This is a genomic window from Mesorhizobium sp. WSM1497, assembly GCF_001672455.2.
GTDB lineage: Bacteria > Pseudomonadota > Alphaproteobacteria > Rhizobiales > Rhizobiaceae > Mesorhizobium > Mesorhizobium ciceri.
Genome location: NZ_CP021070.1, coordinates 201,607 through 219,453, shown reverse-complemented (window position 1 = coordinate 219,453; position 17,847 = coordinate 201,607). Strand labels below are relative to the sequence as shown.

The window sequence follows — 17,847 nt, the reverse complement described above, 5'->3', positions numbered from 1 at the left end:
TGGAATTTATCTGAACTGCATCCCGTGCCAAGGGGCGGCACGGGATGCTTGGCTTAGCTCGGGAGGAGCTGGTTACATCTTGCCATCGTCCTGGAAGACCTGGGTCCAGTCCTTGACCAGGCCGTCGAGCGCATCCTTGGCCGAACCCTGGCCGGCGACGACATAGTCGTGGAAGCGTTTCTGCGAAGCCTGCAGCAGCGGGGCGTAGCTCGGCTCGGCCCAGAAGTCCTTCACGATTGCCATCGAGTCGAGGAAGGTCTGCGCATAGGGCTGGCTGGCCGGGAACTTCGGATCCTTGACCACCGCGTTGAGGCACGAATAGCCGCCGAGCGACCACCATTTGGCCTGCACGTCCTTGTTGGCGAACCACTTGATGTATTTCAGCGCCGCCTCCTGCTTGTCGGAATAGGACACCACGGAGATACCCTGGCCGCCGAGCTGGGCGAACTGCTCGCCGTCGGGACCCTTCGGGTTGACGAAGTAACCGATCTTGTCGCCGCCTACATTCTCGTCCTTCTGCAGGCCCGGCCATGTGAAGGCGAAGTTCATGTGCATCGCCACTTGGCCGGATTTGAAGGCATCGACGCCTTCGCCCATGTAGCTGTTCGAGGCACCGGGCGGCGTGCAGCAATCATAGAGCGCCTTGTAGAATTCCAGCCCCTTCACCGACTTGTCGGAGTTGACGAAGCCTTCCATCTCGTAGGGCTTCTTGGGGTTTTCGTATTGGAAGCCATAGCTGTAGAGCACGTCCATGGCGCCCATGGTAATGCCTTCGGAGCCGCGCTCGGTGTAGATCGAGGCGCCATAGACGGTCTTGCCGTCGATCTCGCGCTTCTGGAAGAACTCGGCGACCTGCTTCAACTGGTCGAAAGTGGTTGGCGGGCCGAGGTCCCAACCGTACTTCTCCTTGAATTCCTTCTGCAGCTCCGGCTTGGAGAACCAGTCCTTGCGGTAGGTCCAGCCGACGACGTCGCCCATGGCCGGCAGCGCCCAATAGTTCGGCGTGTTCTTCGGCCATTCCGAATAGCCGACGACGGTTGCCGGCACGAAGTCGTCCATGCTGATCTTCTCCTTGTCGAAGAAGTCGTTCAGCTTCACGTAGTGGCCGTTCTCGGCGGCGCCACCGATCCACTGGCTGTCGCCGATGATCAGGTCGCACAGTTTGCCGTGCGAGTTGAGCTCGTTGAGGAAACGGTCGGCATAGTTGGTCCACGGCACGAACTCGAATTTCATGCCGATGCCGGTTTCCTTGGTAAAATCCTTGGACAGTTCGACAAGCGCGTTGGCCGGGTCCCAGGCGGCCCAGCACAGCGTCAGGTCTTCAGCGTGCGCGACGTTCGCGACGGCTGTCGACGCCGTGATTGCCGAGGTCAGTCCCAACGCCAGTTTCAAGCTCGATTTCATGACTTCCTCCCATTTGCGAAACGCGCCCGGATGACGGTTTCAAAAAGCCCTCAACCCCTCTCCTCAGGGGCCCAAACATGGCTGCGCGGTTACACTGCAGATGTTTAGTAATTTGTTTAGTGATGCAATTTTTACTAAACAAGGCAAGCGAATTCGTTGCTGCGCCGCAGCATGCTTATGGCGATGTCTGAAAACGTTGGGAAAAGCGCGGGTCGCTGGCTGGCTTACCGAAGCTGTTCAGGCCGATTCTGACCGGGACGTGGGGCAACCTCGGCTTTCAATCTACCCTTCTGGTGCTCACCATCACCTTGCGGATCGCCGGCGCCGGCGGCAGCAGCGCGCGGATATCGGCGAACGGGAACGACGGTTCAAAACGGAAGGCTTCGGCCGATGAGCCTTGCGCGCCGTTGCACTGGCCGGCGCGAAAGGCGTTCTGTGTCCGCGCAATGTCGACGAAGCGGTCGGGATCCTGCGATTGATGCATGCGGATCGCCACGGCCTTGACGTCGGCATGGGCGGAAATGTCGACATAGTGCGTCGGCGAAAAACCGGTGCCGCCCATCGTGTCGGCATGCAGCACTGGGACGGCGAAAGACGCCGCGATACGAACGCCGTCCGACAGCGCGCGATGGTCTGCATGATAATCGTTGGGCGCATGCGTGATCACCAGATCCGGGCCGATTTGACCGATCAGTGCTTTCAGAGCTCCAATCAGCGCTGCATCGGCCACCAGCTCGCCGTCCGGGAAGTCGAGGAAGCGTGGCACTGCGCCTACCAGCGCGGCCGCGGCCGTTGCTTCGTCGCGACGGACACGAGCGAGAACAGCGGGATCACTTGTGCCGCCCCTAGCACCATCCGTGGCCATGGCAAAAGTGAGTTCTGCGCCTTGCGCGGCATAGGCGGCCATCGTACCGAACATGAAGATCTCGATGTCGTCCGGATGCGCACCGAGCGCCAGGATTTTCAAACCACTCTCTCCCCGGAATTGGAACAACGTGACGAACGGAATCCTGCTCGCCCTGATCGCCTACGCAAGCTATTCGGGTAGCGATGCCGTTGTCAAAAGCCTGGGCGGTCAGCTCACGATCTTCGAGATCGGCTTTTTCATAACCTTGTTCGCGGGCTTCTTCCTGTTCTTCACGCGGCCCGCGGGCGAACGCTGGCGCGATTTCTGGCGCACCAGAAGGCCATGGGCGGTGCAGGCGCGTGCCTGGGCGGGCATCGCTTCCGGCGTGCTCAGTGTCTACGCCTTCACCACCATTCCGCTGGCCGAGTCCTATGCGTTGATCTTCCTGGCGCCGCTCTGCGTCACCATCCTCTCCACGGTGATCCTCAAGGAGAAGGTCGGCCCCTGGCGCTGGCTGGCAGTGGTCGCCGGTTTCGCCGGTGTCATGCTGGTGGTGCGGCCGGGCTTTCGCGAGCTCAATCTCGGCCACCTTGCCGCCTTCGGTGTTGCCTTCCTCGCCGCCACCAGCGTCATCCTGATGCGCTCGCTGGCGCAGCAGGAAAAGCGCACCACCATGCTCGGCGTGCTGGTCGGCTACGGCCTGCTGTTCAACGGCATCGGTGCCGCCGCCACCTCGTTCACCGTTCCCGACGGCAAGCAGTTGCTGTGGTTGGCGGCGGCCGGTGCCTTCACAGCAGGTGGACAATTCCTTCAACTGCTGGCCATGAAATACGCGCCTGCCAACCGGGTCGCGCCGACGCATTATTCGCAGATCGCCTGGGCGGTGATCCTCGGCGCGTTGTTTTTCCAGGAATATCCGGACGGGCTGTCGCTGGTTGGCCTGGCGGTCGTTGGCGGCGCCGGCCTGTTGACCATGGTGCGTGAGGAAGCGCGGCTGGGGACCGTGCGCTGGAACCCGTTTTCGCGTACCCGGCTTTGAACCGACTCTGGTTGCGCCGTGGCCGTAACCGCTGATATGCGGGCGCCATGACCACAAAACCCCTGCCGGAGCTTCCTGTGTCCGTCGTGCTGCCGGCGCTGAGGGAAGCGCTTGGCGATGGCGACAGCGCCGTGCTGGTGGCGCCGCCCGGCGCTGGCAAGACCACGCTGGTGCCGCTGGCGCTGCTTGACGCGCCTTGGCTCGGCGCCGGCAAGATCATCCTGCTTGAACCGCGCCGCCTCGCCGCTCGCGCCGCCGCTCGCCGGATGGCTGAGTTGCTTGGTGAGGAACCCGGCGCCACCGTCGGCTACGCCATGCGCATGGAAAACCGCATTTCGGCAAAGACCAGGATCGTGGTCGTCACCGAAGGCGTGCTGGCGCGCATGATCCTCGACGATCCCGAACTGCCCGGTGTTTCGGCTGTCATTTTCGACGAATTCCACGAGCGTTCGCTCGACGGCGATTTCGGTCTCGCTCTGGCGCTCGACGTGCAGGGGGCGCTCAGGCCGGATCTGCGCTTGGCTGTGATGTCGGCGACGCTCGACGGCGCGCGCGTCGCCAAACTCATGTCGGGCGCGCCGGTCGTCGAAAGCGAGGGTCGCGCCTTTCCCGTCGATATCCGTTATGACGAACGGCCGGCCGGCATCGCCATCGAGGACGCGATGGCCAAGGCGATCCGCGCCGCTCTTGCCGACGAGAGCGGCAGCGTCCTTGCCTTCCTGCCCGGCCAGCGCGAGATCGAGCGCACCGCCGAACGGCTGGCCGGCAAGGTCGGCACCGATACCGACATCGTCCCGCTCTACGGCATGCTGGACGGCAAGGCGCAGGACGCGGCGATCAAGCCGGCAACATCGGGCCGCCGCAAGGTGGTGCTGGCCACCTCGATAGCCGAAACCTCGATCACCATCGACGGCGTGCGCGTCGTCATCGATTCCGGCCTGTCGCGGCTGCCGCGCTATGAGCCGGCCAGTGGCTTGACCCGACTGGAGACCGTGCGTGTCAGCAAGGCTTCCGCCGACCAGCGCGCCGGCCGTGCCGGGCGCACGCAGCCAGGCGTCGCCATCCGGCTGTGGCGGGCCGAGCAAACGGCTGCACTTCCTGCTTTCACGCCGCCGGAAATCCTTGAGGCCGATCTGTCCGGACTGCTGCTCGATTGTGCTGCCTTCGGCGTTGCCGATCCGTCAGCGCTTGCTTTTCTCGATCCGCCGCCTGTTCCGGCCCTCAATGAGGCAAGGGGGCTACTGCGCGCGCTGGATGCCATCGACCACACGGGGCGCCTGACGGAGGCGGGTGCAGCGATGCGCAAGCTCGCTCTGCCGGTGCGGTTGGCGCATATGGTTGCCGAGGCATCCCGGAGCGGCCATGCCTTCGAGGCGGCAATGTTCGCCGTGCTCCTCACCGAACGCGGCCTCGGTGGCGACGGCGCCGATCTGGAGCGGCGGCTGATGCGTTTTCGCGGGGAAAGATCTCCGCGCGCTGCCGCCGCCAAGCAACTCGCCGAAAGGCTGGCAAGGCAGGCTGGCGGGGCGAAGGGCAGCGAAGCTGCGGCGGGCGGTCCCCTGCTCGTCCACGCCTGGCCGGATCGGGTGGCGAAGGCGCGCGGCGAGCGCGGCCGTTTCGTGCTGGCCAACGGCTCCGGCGCCATGCTCGACGCCGCCGACCCGCTGGCGGGCGAGCCGTTTCTGGTCGTCGCCGACCTGCAGGGCAAGGCACAGAATGCGCGCATCACGGCGGCAGCGGCGATCGGCGAGGACGATGTCCGTGTCGCGTTGGCGGACAGGATCGAGGCGCGCCGTGAAACGAGCTTCGATCGGGACAAGCGCGCCGTGCGTGTGCGTGAAACCGTGCGCCTTGGCGCCATCACGCTCGCCGAGCGCATGCTGCCGCCGCCAACGGGGGCCGACGCCGACCGCGCCGTCCTCGATGCCGTGCGCCAGCACGGGCTGTCGCTGCTGACCTGGAGCAAGGAGGCGCAAACGCTGCGCCAGCGGCTTGGCTGGCTGCATCGCGGCCTGGGCGCGCCATGGCCAGATATGGCGGATGACGCCCTCGTCGAGCGCCTCGACGACTGGCTGCTGCCTTACCTCGCCGGCGCGGCATCGTTTGCCGCCATCGATGCGGGTGTTGTCTCGGCCGGACTGGCCAGCCTCGTGCCGCATGATCTGCAGCGCAGGATCGATACGCTGGCGCCAACCCATTTCGACGCTCCGTCCGGCAGCCATGTGCCTATCCGCTATGACAGCGAATGGCCGGTGCTGGCGGTTCGCGTGCAGGAACTGTTCGGGCTCGACCGGCATCCCGCCATCGCCAATGGCACTGTGCCGCTGACGCTCGAACTCCTGTCGCCGGCGCACCGGCCGATCCAGACGACGCGCGACCTGCCCGGCTTCTGGCGCGGCTCCTGGGCCGACGTACGCGCCGACATGCGCGGCCGCTATCCCAAGCATGTCTGGCCGGAAAACCCGCTGCTCGCCGCCGCCACCGCCAGGGCCAAGCCGCGCGGGACCTAGCCTTTGGAGCTTCGCGGCTGTAATTCATGGCCATGATCAACGTTTTGCGTTCGCCCGATTTCCAGCAGAGCCAGAGACTGCGCCTCAACACGCTAATCCGGTTGCGATGGCTTGCCATTGTCGGTCAGAGCCTGGCGGTGCTCGTCGTCGCCTATGGGCTGAAGTTTCCGCTGCCGGTCAGCCTCTGCTTTGCCCTGATCGCCTGTTCGGCCTGGATGAACCTGTTTCTCGCCTTTCGCTTTCCGGCGGCGCACCGGCTCACGCCGCTTGCGGCCTTCGGCATCCTCATCTTCGACAGCCTGCAGCTTGCCGGCCTGCTCTACATGACCGGCGGCCTCACCAATCCGTTCTCGCTGCTGATGACCGTGCCTGTCGTCATTTCGGCGACATCGCTGCCCCTGCGCCTGACTGCCATCCTCGGCGGGCTGGTCATGTCGGCGGCGACCTTTCTGGTCTTTGTCCATCTGCCGCTGCCCTGGCATGAGGATGCGCCGCTGGCCATGCCTTTTCTCTATGTCGCCGGCATGTGGATGGCGGTGCTGTCCTCGATCGCCTTCACCGCCATATATGCCTTCCGGGTGGCCGCCGAAGCCCGGCTTCTGGCCAATGCGCTCGCCGCAACAGAGCTGGTGCTGCAGCGCGAGCAGCACCTTTCGGCGCTCGACGGGCTGGCCGCCGCGGCCGCGCACGAGCTCGGCACGCCGCTCGCCACCATCGCGCTTGTCGCCAAGGAGATGGAAAAGGCGCTCGGCAAGGATCCGAAATACGGGGAAGACGTGACGCTGTTGCGTTCGCAGAGCGAGCGTTGCCGCGAGATTCTCAAGCGGCTGACCAGCCTGTCCTCGGAGGGTGAGGCGCATCTTTCGCGGCTGCCATTGACATCGCTGGTCGAGGAGGTCACCGCGCCGCACCGGGACTTCGGCATCTCGATCAAGCTTCGGCCCGGCGAACGCATCGGCCCCGAGCCGGTCGGGCAGCGCAATCCGGGCGTCATCTACGGCCTCGGCAACCTGGTCGAGAACGCGGTCGATTTCGCCCGCAAAAGCGTCACCGTGCGCTGGAGCTGGGACGAGGCCACCGTCACCTTCTCGATCGTCGATGACGGCCCCGGTTTTCCGGCCGAGATCATCGACCGCATCGGCGAGCCCTATATGTCGACGCGCCAGGGCAATGAAACCGGCGGTGGTCTGGGCCTCGGCCTGTTCATCGCCAAGACCCTGCTCGAACGCTCTGGTGCCGTGCTCGATTTCCGCAATTCGAGTGGCCTGGGCGAGGGCGCCATGGTCCAGATATCGTGGCCGCGTGGTGTGTTCCTCAATCCGGAAATCACTTCGGCCAGCATGTTCGACACTGCCTGAGAGCCTTGAAGGACCTCTAAAAATTGGACAAGGAGGCTCAGGAACTATATTTGCGTAAAATTAAGGCAGCAGGAATTTTGAGACTATGACAGGCGACGAGAATATTGGCGCAATGGTTGAAGGCGAGGACACCTCGCTGCTTGTCGTCGATGACGACAAGCCGTTCCTCACGCGTCTGGCCCGCGCCATGGAAGCCAGGGGCTTCGTGGTCGAGACGGCCGAGAGCGTCGAGGAGGCGGTTGCCAAGGCGCGCGCCAATCCGCCCGCCTACGCCGTGGTCGACATGCGGCTCGGCGACGGCAACGGCCTCGACGTGGTCGCGGCCATCCGCGAAAAGCGCGAGGATTCCCGTACCATCATCCTGACCGGCTATGGCAACATCGCCACCGCGGTGACCGCGGTGAAGCTCGGTGCGGTCGATTATCTCTCCAAGCCCGCCGACGCCGATGATATCTTCGCCGCACTCACCCGCACCGCCGGCGAGCGCGCGGCGCCGCCGGAAAACCCGATGTCGGCCGACCGCGTCCGATGGGAGCATATCCAGCGCGTCTATGAGATGTGCGAGCGCAACGTCTCCGAGACAGCGCGCCGGCTCAACATGCACCGTCGCACCTTGCAGCGCATACTGGCAAAGCGCGCGCCGCGTTAAGGCCACCGTTTGCCATCTTGCCGATTGAAACCCGCCGAAACAGGCGGCATGACGGAGGCGACATGCAGGATCTGAAGCAGCGGCCGATTTCCGTCTTCCGCGAATTTCTCGATAGCGAAGCGGCCGGCGGCATCATCCTGATGGCGGCGGCGGCGCTTGCCCTGATCGTCGCCAACTCGCCGCTCGCCGAAACCTATTTCTCCGTGCTCCACGCCTATCTCGGCCCGCTCAGCGTCTCGCACTGGGTCAATGACGGGCTGATGGCGGTGTTCTTCCTGCTCGTCGGGCTGGAGATCAAGCGCGAGATGCTGGACGGCCAGCTCTCCACCTGGCCTCGGCGCGTGCTGCCCGGCATCGCCGCCGCCGGCGGCATGCTGGTTCCGGCACTCGTCTATGTCGCCGTCAACCGCAACAATGCGGCCGCCCTGTCCGGCTGGGCGATCCCGACCGCCACCGACATAGCTTTTGCGCTCGGCGTGCTGTCGCTGCTCGGCAGCCGCGTGCCGGCTTCGCTGAAGGTGTTCCTCACAGCATTGGCCATCATCGACGACCTCGGTGCCGTCATCATCATCGCCATCTTCTACACCAGCGGCTTGTCGCTGGCTTATCTGGGTGCCGCCTTCGCAATCATTGCCGCGCTTGTCGTGCTCAACCGCATGCGGGTGATGACGCTTGTGCCCTATCTCGTTCTGGGCGTCGTCCTGTGGGTTCTGGTGCTGAAATCTGGCGTCCATGCAACGCTTGCCGGCGTGGCGCTGGCGCTGACCATCCCGCTTGAGCGCTCCGCCGGGATCGGTCACGATCTGGACCGTTCGCCGCTGCACCGGCTCGAGCACGGCCTGCACAAGATTGTGGCTTTCGTCGTCATCCCGATCTTCGGCTTTGCCAATGCCGGCGTTTCGCTCGCCGGCCTGAGCTTTGGCGCGCTGATCGAGCCGTTGACGCTGGGTGTCGCCGCCGGCCTGGTTGTCGGCAAGCTGGTCGGCGTGTTCGGCTCCTCGGCACTTGCCATCAGGCTCGGTCTTGCCGACCTACCCGCCAATGCCGGCTGGACGCACATGATCGGCATATCGCTGCTGTGCGGCATCGGCTTCACCATGAGCCTGTTCATCGGCCTGCTCGCCTTCGCCGGCGACGTGGCGCTGCAGGACGCGGTCAAGGTCGGCATCCTCGCCGGCTCCTTCATCGCCGCCATCCTGGGCGCTGCCGTGCTGCTCATGGCGTCCGCTAGGGGTGGCGTGGAGGACGGCGAAGAGGAGAGCCGGTCATAGAGTGAAGGACGCCGCTACTCGCTCTCACCCTCCAGCGCCGGCACCGACACGCCGGCAAGCTCCGCCGCCAGCAGCCGCGAAGCGCCGGCCCGCGCGATCCGCAGCATCAGCGCCTTGCGCGTTGCCGCTGCCATGCGGTGCTCGGGCGCATCGCGCAGGATCTCGGCGCCATAGCCGTCGGAAAGGATGAAGCCGCATTCGTGCGGGAAGATCTCCGAGGGTACGCCGGGATGGGTGGCGAAGAAGAAGCGGTCGGAATGCAGCCGGTAGTCGGGCCATTTGCGGTCGACCCTGAAATCCTCGATCGAGGATTTGATCTCGATGATCCAGATATCGCCCTGCCGGGTCAAAGCGACGAGGTCGGCACGGCGGCCGGTGGCCAACGACAGTTCGGGCAAGACATGCGCGCCCATATCCATGAGCAGCCGCTGCACACCGCGTCGCACCAGCATGGCGCGTTCGGACTGGCGACCGTCGATGAGAGGGTTGATGGGGATGGGCGAGATGATCGGCATGCCAGGCACCATGCCAGATTCTGTTCACGGTTTGAACCTGTTTTATGCAGGCGATTATCTGGTTGACAAACCCAACCAATAGGTAGGAATATGATCCTCGACAGGCCGGCAACTCTCATCCCAAGGAACCGCGATCAATCGCCAGCGTTTGGCGGAATGAATCAAGAGACCCAAAGGTCATATGGCCTTGAGCTGGATATGCCCATGGATGCAGGGATTGCGCCCTATGTGCATGTCTTGCGGAGTGAGGGAATCGAGACCTCGGAATCGTGCGAAGGCGGGGAAGGGCATGTGTTCCCGGAGCCGACTATTCGCTTCTTCGGCGGTAAGGGGGAAGGGTTTAGGGCCTTCGCGATAGCGGCGGCTCACGGACTGCCAGTGCTATCTCTTCGTAGGATATGGACAGTCGATGACGGGGAACTGACTGGGCCTCTTTGGGAGATGGTTTTCGCCAAAAAGGCCCAGTCGTAATTACGACAAGCGCTTGCAGTGGTCGCACTTCGGCAAGCCGCCAGTGCCGGAAACCCGGTTCTTCGTTTCGATGTTGTTGCCTTCCGTGCACTGATTGTTGTCGTGGTGCACGCTCGTACCGGGCAATTTTGAATGAAATGGCGTAACTTTAGACATTTTAGACTCCGATTCCTTTTGTTTCAACGAATCAAGAACTAGCAGAAATCGCGTTTTGAGTCTTTGTGGATTCTTACTGAAGAGTAATTCAACTAAAATATTGCAACGCGCAAATAATTGTGCAGCGCAATATTTGAGTTGAGAGCACTGACGCTACTCCGAATTTGGCCGGTTAACTGGCAGTGCATTTAGCAGCGTAGACAGCGCCGTTATGATCTGGGGCATGAAGAACGGCTTCTGTACCATCACGCTTTCCGGGACACCCTCGGAGCCCCAATGGATGGCGCTGTCGCCGCTCATGTAGACCACAGGTAGGGTTGGGTTGGCTTGCCGCAAATGCTTGGCGACTTCCCATCCGTTTTTCCCCGCGCCCAAGCGAATGTCTGTGATGAGACCTTTGAACTTTTCAGGCTCCGCATCGAAAGCGGCAATCGCGGCCGCCGCGTTCGTAACCGCCACCACTTCGAAACCGGCCTCCTGCAACGCCGTCTCGACGTCAAGCAGGATTAGAGGTTCGTCCTCAACGACCAGCACCGACCCGATTAACATATGTTAACCCCTCAGTTCGCGCACGATAAGGGCTTAACCGGGATTTGGTTCCATTAGCCAAAAGTGGAATAGCGGACTGGCGCTACCCAGCCGTAGGGGAATGGCTACAGGCCCCGTAAGAGACCGCCATTACCGCAAGATAGATCGATTGCAGACAGGCCTCTCAGGCTTCCGCGTGAACAATGAGAACACGGCTGACATGTGCCGTCCACGCGCAGGTGTCAGCGCACATCCAGCCTATTGCTTCGAGAAGCTCGGCGTGAAGCTGGGGTAAGTCGCGATGGAAAATCGGCTCATGGTGCGCGATCCTGTTTCGGAAGCGACGGATCACGTTAAAGCGGTGATGCACAGCCCCGCGACCTCGCCTCCGGCCTACGGCAAAGCCAGCGAACAGAGTCTTACGCCAAATGTTATCGTCGTATCCTGGCCCTAGAAGGCCAACCCAAAATGCGTACTTCAGTTCAGATACAATCGCATCGTTGGAAGGCCAATCGACTTCCTTCCGTAGCTCTGCAACAGCTTCGCTAATCATTACCTTTGAGGCTTCGGATAAGGGTGGCCCGCCGTTCGTCATCCAATCCGCCCCATGAACCTCCGACATTCGGAAATGGATCGTGTTTCGTAGGCATATTTCCACACACTGCAAAGGCGTGTAGAAGGCCTCCGAGAGCCGTGCATTGCGCTCATAGGCGGACAGGGCGGCTGAGAGATCGTTGTCACATGCGGCAAGATATTTCTTAAGCCGACTGAGACTCAGGGTCTTAACCGATGACTCGTTAATTGCATCCGTTCGCAAATTGTTCACTTGTCCTTAACGCCAAGTTCTATATATGTACCCACGTAAACCCCGGGTCGGCCTCTGTCTCGAAGCGTCTGCTTCCTGAGATATGCTCCCGGGGTCAGTCGTTTAGGCCTGCACTTTCGGTCAGTCCTTAGCCTGTTCGCGCTTGCGGCGCACCAGTTCCTTTATCTGTTCATTGGTGAGCTTCGACGCGTGGGCGATCTTGTCCAGAACGGCTTCGAAAGCCGCGTCTGACTGATCGGTTTTCAGTTCGCGCGCCGCTTCGCGGAATTTTTCGATCTGCGGCTTCTTGTCGGGCATGGCGGTAAACCTAGACTGAATCTGTCAGATTTGATATACGAGCGCACGAAAGCGCCGAAGGCTATGGACGCCCCGACGCTTTCGCTCTTACCCCTTGTGGAAGGGGGCAGGGTGAACCGCCGTCAGGCGGCTACCGGTATTCTCCGGGTCATGAACCACATGACGCATCCTCCTTTCTCTCACTTGGTTCTGTGTCGCGGCCCGCTGGCCAGCAAAGCGCGACACACTCGAAATCAGGAGGCGACGGTGTCCTTGGGTGCCGTCGCCTTTTTCATTTTCCTCGCGGTCAGATACTGGACCAACGCCCAAATTGACTGCTTCACGTTGTCGTCGATGTCGGGTTCTGTCATTAGGTCGATAAGCTGATATTCAAGCGCTTTACCGTGTTCGACCGGGATTTGAACACCGCCTGTTGAACCCGAATTGTCGGCTGGATCCTCAGGCTTTGATGCTTTCCGCTTCTTCCGGCCATTTCCCGAAGATGTTCGCGTGTAGGTTCCTTTTTCCAGCCTAGGTCCGATTTCGATGCTAGCCGCCTTCGCGGCGTGGAGGAAAAAGGTTCGGCATTTCCTCAGCACGTCTTCTTTGGCGTTCGTCCCGTTCTTAAACGCCTCAGCGAACATTGAAGGAGTGGCGGTTTTCAAATCCACGCTGTGGAGAAATGGGTAAGCGTGGGTCAAAATCCGCTTCAAACCCAAATGAAAATTCGGCGTATCGTATGAAGCCACCAGCTCTTCAAGCAGACCGGTCGGTGTCCCGTCTTCTGTCATCAATCCCAATGACCTGAGCGCGACAAGCAGCTGCGAGCCAAGACCACCGGAAAAACGGCTTAGCACCGACCTGTCAATTCGCGGCGGCGTACCGGTTTTCTTAAAGTCCTCCAAGAGGGTTAGGAAGGACTTGAACGAGACATAGGGCGGAGTCCGGCCAGCGCCATTCTGTCCGCCGCTCTGTTCGTGTTCCGTTCGGTCGTCCATTGTGCAAGCCTTTCTGCCCACAATCGTATGACTATAACTATTCGACCGTGTTCCAAAGTTCAAGATGGGTTATGTTCCACGCGGAACATATGCGTTTTGCATATTTTAGTTTGGCAATTTTCCGTCCTTTCGCTGGTGGCTGATAGCTCCCCGGTCTAGAGTTCAAGCGAAGGAGATTGAAATGAAAAAACGTTGCATTGCAATGGCTTATGGTATGAAGCCCCTTGACCGCATCGCAGTGGCGGAGACAAAGAAACTCATCTATATCCGAAATCCACAATTAGATTCCAACGACGATGCGGACAATTTCGGGGATGTTGGTTTCCCAAAAGAGTTCGTGTTTGAGCCGGATGACAAATGGCTTCACGAACTGGAATCGGCCTTCGATTCGGGTGATGTGTCCCAACTCGAATCACTCTGGAAAAAAGGCCGCCCGCTGTCGAGCCAAGCTAATAATTGATTATTGCCGCCCGCGCTTCGGCCTGAGCGGCAACTCTAGCTGCACCGCCTTTCGGAAGTGCGTCCGCTTCTCGTCAAGCAGGTCTTTGATAGCGGAGACGTTTACCGGCAGCACCCTTCAAGGCGATGAAAGCGCGGGTTCCGTCATCAACGCCAAGGGCGATGCGGTTGCTGTACCGGAAGTCGAACTCGGCAAGGTAGCGGTGCAGGTGGTGCTCGCCGCAATGCTGATAGACGCCTTTCATGCCGCGCTTGAAGATCGAATAGAAGCCTTCCACGGTGTTGGTGTGGATGGTCTTTTCGCCTTCGTAGCGAACGTATTCGTCCTTGGAATGCGTGACGACATCGTGCGAGGCGAATTCCCGGCCCACGCGGCGATACATGCCAGCCTCGTCCGTCATCAAGGCGCTTTCCTTGGCGATGTTGGCACGAACGATCGGCATGACAGTGCCAATGCGGGCGGTATCGACGTGGAAGGAACGGGCGCGGCCACCACGCTCGACAAGCGTGACGACAGTGTTCTTGTGTGCGCCGCCGCCGCGCTTAACCTGAGTGCCGGCAAGGCGACCTGTGTAGGTTTCGTCAACCTCTACGGTCTTGCCGTTGCCGCCAAGCGGCGACAGGTCGCCAGAGGCCATTGCAAGGCGAATGCGGTGGCACAGGAACCATGCGGCTTCGTAGGTGCACTCGAGTATGCGGTGCATCTGGTGAGCGCTAATGCCCTTCTTAGAGGCGCACATAAGGTGGATGGCCTGTAGCCACTTGGTCAGCGGCAAATGGCTTTCCTCGAAGATCGAACCCATGCGGACGGTGAACTGCGAGCGGCAAGCGCTGCACTTGTACAGGCCATGACGCTCGACGCCGTGGGGGTTCTTCTTGGAAGCCTTGGTGCGAACGCCCTTCAAAGCATAGTGGCGATCCATAGAGCCGCACTTGGGGCAAACTGGACCCTGTGGCCAAAGGATGCCTTCCACATGCTCGAAAGCCTTGGCTTCGTCATGGAACTCGGGGCGGGACAGAACGGACATGGAAATCTCCTATGTCCTTACCTACGTAAGCGGTTTGGGTTTGTCAACCGGATAATCGCCTTTATGCAGGCGATTGTATATTCGATATACCCGGATATACCCAAAAGAAGTCAGGCATTGATCCTTGAAAGATTGAGCTTGTGGTGCACACCATCGTTCTCATGGGGACGGGCGGCACAAAATTGAACAGCACTGATGGTGAACAACTGTGGGCCTTTGATCTTGATGCTCTGCGCAAGGCTTTCAGAAAGTCCGTTCAGGAGCATAAAGTCACGACGGCTGATTGGGCGGAGCACGCCAAGCAGTTCCTGGAAAAACAAAGAGATCGTCAGCGCAAATCGACTTGATATGCTGCGCCGGTCAATTTCCATTTGGTAACTTTAAGATAGCAGCGAAAAAATCTTTGCGCGTCACCAACCAAAGTCAGATGCACCGCTTTAGTTCCGCGAATGCCGAATGGCATAAGCAGGGAGACGTCACTTCGACACTTTCGTGAAGTGCGCACCCCATCTGCGGGTGATGCATGGCTTTATGTAAATTAGCTAAAGCGAATATAAGAGAAAAGTGATATTTTGGAAGCAGCCGGGGCTCCCCCAATACACCCCGCTCCGGTCAGGCCCGGTGGCGGTCCACCCAAAGGAAGGCTACCGGGCCGATCCCTGCAACCAACCGGTGACCCGCTCGTTGATCCCATGCCGGGTTGATCCCCCGGCACTCCAGGACCTGCCCGCTGCCGAGGGGCGGCGGGCCTTTTTTGCCGATTGGATTCCCCGCAGCGATAGCGAAGGCCCCGGCGGGCGCCGGGACCTTCGCGTTGCTGGTCTCGTCAGAAGTGGATCCAGAAGGATCTGCGGAAACATCTGCGGCGCCAATAGCCATTGCGCCAATAGCGACGGCAGACCCGCCTCCACCCGCGTCGGCGACGGCGGCGGTGCCATCTGCGGTGCCGCACCAACTCGACGCCATCCTGGACACTGGGACCATCCGGGTCGAGAATATCGTCGGACGGTTTGTCGAGCTCGTCGAGAATGCCGGGCCCCGTATTCGGGATGCCGGCCAAGGCGGTGGCAGGACGCGCGATTGCGACGACGGTCGCAGCCCCTGCCAGCCCAAGCATTCCAGTCAGAAACAATCGCCGATCCATGCCAACCTCCATCGTTGATCATTGCGACAAGGGAAGACATAGAGCGGCTGATTGACGCGCCCAGATGCCGAAGAAAATTGGGTCAATCGCTCCGCCGTGCCGGCGGCGGGCCTTTTTGGGCGATCTCTGACAATCCACGCGGCCAATGCGCCTGTTCCCGGGGATCATTCCTCCGACAAGCCGGCCGTCGTTGCGGCCGTTTCAATGCTCACCGGCACGCCCTGGCGCAGGGAGTTGCTGACCGTGGAAATCGCCGCGGCCCTTGTGATGATCTCGGCCGGGTCGGAGCCGTCCAGCGTCGTGCATGAAACCGCCATGGTTGACGAGGTCGCGAGCAAAGGCTTGCCTTCGAGGTTCAGCGTCACGGTCACGGCGATCTTGTCGAGCGTTACGCCCATTTCCTCGGCGACGTAGCGAAGATCGTTGCAGAAGCAGCCGCCGATCGCCAGGGCAAGCAACTGGCCGCCATTGAAGCCCAGGCCCATGCCGCCGGCCTTGCCTTCGGGCCGGTCGACGATGATCGTGTGGCCGCCGGCCCAGCCCATGGCGGCTCGCGTGTCCTCCACATTGCGCAGTTCGACGGTCATCGAGACCATTGCGGATGTCCTCCCGGCAGGAGTCGACCAGGCTTCGGGCGTCGTCGACATACGGTCATTATGCAGGCGCAGAGGCGCCCTTGTCGCTGGGCAATGCCGCGCCCGCCATGTCATCAAGGATCGGACAATCCGGCCTTTCGTCGCCGTGACAGGCATGAATCAGTTTCTGCAGCGTCGAGCGCATCGACTGCAACTCGCGCACTTTCTCCTCGATCGCCGTGACATGGGCGGCGGCGATTTCGCGCACGTTTTGGCTGGCGCGGCTGCGATCCTGGTAAAGCGCCATCAGCTGGCGGCAATCGTCGATGGAAAAGCCGAGATTGCGCGCGCGGCGCAGGAAGGCCAGCCGATGGATGTCGTCTCCGGAATAATCGCGGTAGCCGTTGGCGGCGCGTGCCGGGGCGATCAGGCCGATCTCTTCATAGTAACGGATGGTCTTGGCCGGCAGGCCGGAGCGGTGGGCGGCGTCACCGACATTCATGACGGTTCTCCTCGATTTCCACGAACCCATGGAGCAGGCCCCTTGAATTTGCTTCACAATCCTGTGAGTCCTGTTGCCAAAATGCCATAGTGATACGCTTACCGGTACGTCAAGGCAGGCATATAGGCATCGCGCGCTTGGCAAGCAAAGCAAATGCCAGCATGAATGATGATGAGAGAGCGGCCGACTCGTGCCGCCGAGTTTGGGCGGGGCACCGGATCACCTGATGCGCATGAAGTCGTTTGCAATCATCGCCGCACTGGCGCTCTCCACTGCTATCGCCGGTTGCAGCACCATCGGCTCGCAGATATTCTCCAACGACTACGGCGCGGTCACCGACGCCGGTTATCAGCTGCCGCGCATCCCGATCGAGAAAGTGCCGATGAAGTACCATCGGCAGGAAGTGAACTACGATAGCCCGGAAAAGCCGGGCACGATCATCGTCGATACGCAGAACAAGTTCCTTTATTTCATCGAGGGCGACGGAAGGGCCATTCGCTACGGCATCGGCGTCGGCCGCGAGGGCTTCGAGTGGCATGGCACCGCCCACATTGCGCTCAAGCGCGAATGGCCGACCTGGACGCCGCCGAGGCAGATGATCCAGCGCCAGCCGGAATTGGAAAAGTTTGCCGGCGGCATGGAGCCGGGCCTGAAGAACCCGCTCGGCGCGCGCGCCATGTACCTGTTCAACAAGGGCGGTGATTCAGGCTATCGCCTGCATGGCAGCCCGGAATGGAATTCGATCGGCAAGGCGATGTCGTCTGGCTGCATCCGGCTGATGAATCAGGACATTATCGACCTCTATGACCGCGCCTCGGTCGGCGCCAAGGTCATCGTTCTCTAGAGGCAGTTTTCGTACGCGGACCGTCTAGGCAACAACGGACGTCCCAAGCAGAAAACCGGGCAATTCGGCCCGGTTTTTTGTTGTTTGCGCGATGCGACGCCTGCTCGGCGGTCAGGACACCGCCGAGAACGCGGTGGGAACTAAAATTTGGTTGATGATTGTCTCGGTGATCTGGCCATCACGCTCGGAGTCTTCCCGCGCCTGCGTCCAGGCAGGGTCCTTCACGAACGCCGTCCAGCGCTCTTCGCGTTCGGCCAGCGATTCCCATGCCAGCATGTAGGTCAGTTCGTTGTTCGAAGCTCCGATCAGCGTGGTAAAGAAACCCGCTTGGCGGATACCGTGCTTATCCCATAATTTGAGCGTGATCTTGTCGAAGCGATCAAGAAGCGCCGGCAAGCGTCCCGGCAAAGCCCTGTAAACCCGAAGTTCGTAGATCATTTTGGAGTT

Annotated in this window: 18 protein-coding genes; 7 read left to right on the top strand and 11 right to left on the bottom strand. The window is 61.1% G+C overall.

Annotated features, from left to right (window positions below; all coding sequences use genetic code 11):
• Positions 1-72: 72 nt before the first annotated feature.
• Together A9K65_RS01025 and A9K65_RS01020 are read right to left on the bottom strand one after the other, a co-directional pair.
• The gene (locus tag A9K65_RS01025) at positions 73-1,404 is read right to left on the bottom strand and encodes an ABC transporter substrate-binding protein (protein ID WP_027164284.1); all 1,332 of its coding nucleotides are present in this window, start codon (positions 1,402-1,404) and stop codon (positions 73-75) included.
• 277 nt (positions 1,405-1,681) lie between these two features.
• Complete coding sequence (locus A9K65_RS01020) at positions 1,682-2,371, bottom strand: PIG-L deacetylase family protein (protein WP_063171100.1); 690 nt, start codon at positions 2,369-2,371, stop codon at positions 1,682-1,684.
• A 28-nt stretch (positions 2,372-2,399) separates the two neighbouring features.
• Here A9K65_RS01020 and A9K65_RS01015 point away from each other — a divergent pair, with 28 nt between their 5' ends.
• From A9K65_RS01015 to nhaA, 5 genes are all read left to right on the top strand, one after another.
• Positions 2,400-3,290, top strand: a complete 891-nt coding sequence (locus A9K65_RS01015; RefSeq protein ID WP_063169899.1) for a DMT family transporter — start codon at positions 2,400-2,402, stop codon at positions 3,288-3,290.
• Between the two features lie 47 nt (positions 3,291-3,337).
• A complete protein-coding gene (hrpB, locus tag A9K65_RS01010) occupies positions 3,338-5,800 on the top strand; it encodes an ATP-dependent helicase HrpB (RefSeq protein ID WP_063171101.1) in 2,463 nt (820 codons plus the stop codon).
• Positions 5,801-5,826: 26 nt separating this feature from the next.
• Complete coding sequence (locus A9K65_RS01005; protein WP_013528073.1) at positions 5,827-7,158, top strand: ActS/PrrB/RegB family redox-sensitive histidine kinase; 1,332 nt, start codon at positions 5,827-5,829, stop codon at positions 7,156-7,158.
• Positions 7,159-7,243: 85 nt separating this feature from the next.
• The gene (locus tag A9K65_RS01000) at positions 7,244-7,807 is read left to right on the top strand and encodes an ActR/PrrA/RegA family redox response regulator transcription factor (RefSeq protein ID WP_013528072.1); all 564 of its coding nucleotides are present in this window, start codon (positions 7,244-7,246) and stop codon (positions 7,805-7,807) included.
• A gap of 62 nt (positions 7,808-7,869) precedes the next feature.
• The gene (gene nhaA, locus A9K65_RS00995; RefSeq protein ID WP_063171102.1) at positions 7,870-9,078 is read left to right on the top strand and encodes a Na+/H+ antiporter NhaA; all 1,209 of its coding nucleotides are present in this window, start codon (positions 7,870-7,872) and stop codon (positions 9,076-9,078) included.
• A gap of 14 nt (positions 9,079-9,092) precedes the next feature.
• On the opposite strand, the gene A9K65_RS00990 is transcribed toward nhaA, so the two are convergent.
• The 4 genes from A9K65_RS00990 to A9K65_RS00970 all read right to left on the bottom strand — a co-directional run bounded on the left by A9K65_RS00990 (position 9,093) and on the right by A9K65_RS00970 (position 12,848).
• Positions 9,093-9,593 carry an MmcB family DNA repair protein gene (locus A9K65_RS00990; RefSeq protein ID WP_050596417.1) on the bottom strand — a complete coding sequence of 167 codons (501 nt, stop codon included), beginning with the start codon at positions 9,591-9,593 and terminating at the stop codon, positions 9,093-9,095.
• Positions 9,594-10,373: 780 nt separating this feature from the next.
• On the bottom strand, positions 10,374-10,769 hold the full coding sequence (locus A9K65_RS00980; protein ID WP_064992967.1) for a response regulator: 396 nt from the start codon (positions 10,767-10,769) through the stop codon (positions 10,374-10,376).
• Between the two features lie 925 nt (positions 10,770-11,694).
• Positions 11,695-11,871, bottom strand: coding sequence for a hypothetical protein (locus tag A9K65_RS35045; RefSeq protein WP_157678442.1), 177 nt, complete (start codon positions 11,869-11,871; stop codon positions 11,695-11,697).
• Between the two features lie 233 nt (positions 11,872-12,104).
• Positions 12,105-12,848: a DUF5343 domain-containing protein gene (locus tag A9K65_RS00970; protein WP_064992969.1), complete on the bottom strand. Its 744-nt coding sequence runs from the start codon at positions 12,846-12,848 to the stop codon at positions 12,105-12,107.
• Positions 12,849-13,029: 181 nt separating this feature from the next.
• Here A9K65_RS00970 and A9K65_RS00965 point away from each other — a divergent pair, with 181 nt between their 5' ends.
• Positions 13,030-13,308 (top strand): hypothetical protein, encoded by a 279-nt coding sequence (locus A9K65_RS00965; RefSeq protein ID WP_086081282.1) that lies wholly within the window; start codon positions 13,030-13,032, stop codon positions 13,306-13,308.
• 73 nt (positions 13,309-13,381) lie between these two features.
• Here A9K65_RS00965 and A9K65_RS00960 read toward each other — a convergent pair whose 3' ends face one another.
• The 4 genes from A9K65_RS00960 to cueR all read right to left on the bottom strand — a co-directional run bounded on the left by A9K65_RS00960 (position 13,382) and on the right by cueR (position 16,556).
• Positions 13,382-14,335, bottom strand: a complete 954-nt coding sequence (locus A9K65_RS00960; RefSeq protein ID WP_064992971.1) for an IS1595 family transposase — start codon at positions 14,333-14,335, stop codon at positions 13,382-13,384.
• A 110-nt stretch (positions 14,336-14,445) separates the two neighbouring features.
• Entirely contained in the window at positions 14,446-14,706 is a 261-nt protein-coding gene (locus A9K65_RS00955) for a hypothetical protein (RefSeq protein WP_063171103.1), read from the bottom strand.
• A gap of 937 nt (positions 14,707-15,643) precedes the next feature.
• Complete coding sequence (locus A9K65_RS00945) at positions 15,644-16,075, bottom strand: OsmC family protein (protein WP_024501804.1); 432 nt, start codon at positions 16,073-16,075, stop codon at positions 15,644-15,646.
• Positions 16,076-16,133: 58 nt separating this feature from the next.
• Positions 16,134-16,556, bottom strand: coding sequence for a Cu(I)-responsive transcriptional regulator (gene cueR / locus A9K65_RS00940; RefSeq protein ID WP_024501803.1), 423 nt, complete (start codon positions 16,554-16,556; stop codon positions 16,134-16,136).
• 226 nt (positions 16,557-16,782) lie between these two features.
• Here cueR and A9K65_RS00935 point away from each other — a divergent pair, with 226 nt between their 5' ends.
• Positions 16,783-17,400 carry a L,D-transpeptidase gene (locus tag A9K65_RS00935; RefSeq protein ID WP_013528066.1) on the top strand — a complete coding sequence of 206 codons (618 nt, stop codon included), beginning with the start codon at positions 16,783-16,785 and terminating at the stop codon, positions 17,398-17,400.
• A 111-nt stretch (positions 17,401-17,511) separates the two neighbouring features.
• Here A9K65_RS00935 and A9K65_RS00930 read toward each other — a convergent pair whose 3' ends face one another.
• A complete protein-coding gene (locus tag A9K65_RS00930; protein ID WP_064992973.1) occupies positions 17,512-17,838 on the bottom strand; it encodes an NIPSNAP family protein in 327 nt (108 codons plus the stop codon).
• Positions 17,839-17,847: the final 9 nt, after the last annotated feature.

Excerpts from the sequence above, each read along its gene's own strand:
- A9K65_RS00930 (WP_064992973.1), bottom strand. The coding sequence starts at position 17,838 with ATGATCTACGAACTTCGGGTTTACAGGGCTTTGCCGGGACGCTTGCCG.
- A9K65_RS01005 (WP_013528073.1), top strand. The coding sequence starts at position 5,827 with ATGGCCATGATCAACGTTTTGCGTTCGCCCGATTTCCAGCAGAGCCAG.
- A9K65_RS01000 (WP_013528072.1), top strand. The coding sequence starts at position 7,244 with ATGACAGGCGACGAGAATATTGGCGCAATGGTTGAAGGCGAGGACACC.
- A9K65_RS00955 (WP_063171103.1), bottom strand. The coding sequence starts at position 14,706 with ATGGAAATTGACCGGCGCAGCATATCAAGTCGATTTGCGCTGACGATC.
- A9K65_RS00960 (WP_064992971.1), bottom strand. The coding sequence starts at position 14,335 with ATGTCCGTTCTGTCCCGCCCCGAGTTCCATGACGAAGCCAAGGCTTTC.
- A9K65_RS00945 (WP_024501804.1), bottom strand. The coding sequence starts at position 16,075 with ATGGTCTCGATGACCGTCGAACTGCGCAATGTGGAGGACACGCGAGCC.
- A9K65_RS00970 (WP_064992969.1), bottom strand. The coding sequence starts at position 12,848 with ATGGACGACCGAACGGAACACGAACAGAGCGGCGGACAGAATGGCGCT.
- A9K65_RS00980 (WP_064992967.1), bottom strand. The coding sequence starts at position 10,769 with ATGTTAATCGGGTCGGTGCTGGTCGTTGAGGACGAACCTCTAATCCTG.
- A9K65_RS01025 (WP_027164284.1), bottom strand. The coding sequence starts at position 1,404 with ATGAAATCGAGCTTGAAACTGGCGTTGGGACTGACCTCGGCAATCACG.
- A9K65_RS00990 (WP_050596417.1), bottom strand. The coding sequence starts at position 9,593 with ATGCCGATCATCTCGCCCATCCCCATCAACCCTCTCATCGACGGTCGC.
- A9K65_RS00965 (WP_086081282.1), top strand. The coding sequence starts at position 13,030 with ATGAAAAAACGTTGCATTGCAATGGCTTATGGTATGAAGCCCCTTGAC.
- A9K65_RS00935 (WP_013528066.1), top strand. The coding sequence starts at position 16,783 with ATGCGCATGAAGTCGTTTGCAATCATCGCCGCACTGGCGCTCTCCACT.
- A9K65_RS35045 (WP_157678442.1), bottom strand. The coding sequence starts at position 11,871 with ATGCCCGACAAGAAGCCGCAGATCGAAAAATTCCGCGAAGCGGCGCGC.
- cueR (WP_024501803.1), bottom strand. The coding sequence starts at position 16,556 with ATGAATGTCGGTGACGCCGCCCACCGCTCCGGCCTGCCGGCCAAGACC.
- hrpB (WP_063171101.1), top strand. The coding sequence starts at position 3,338 with ATGACCACAAAACCCCTGCCGGAGCTTCCTGTGTCCGTCGTGCTGCCG.
- nhaA (WP_063171102.1), top strand. The coding sequence starts at position 7,870 with ATGCAGGATCTGAAGCAGCGGCCGATTTCCGTCTTCCGCGAATTTCTC.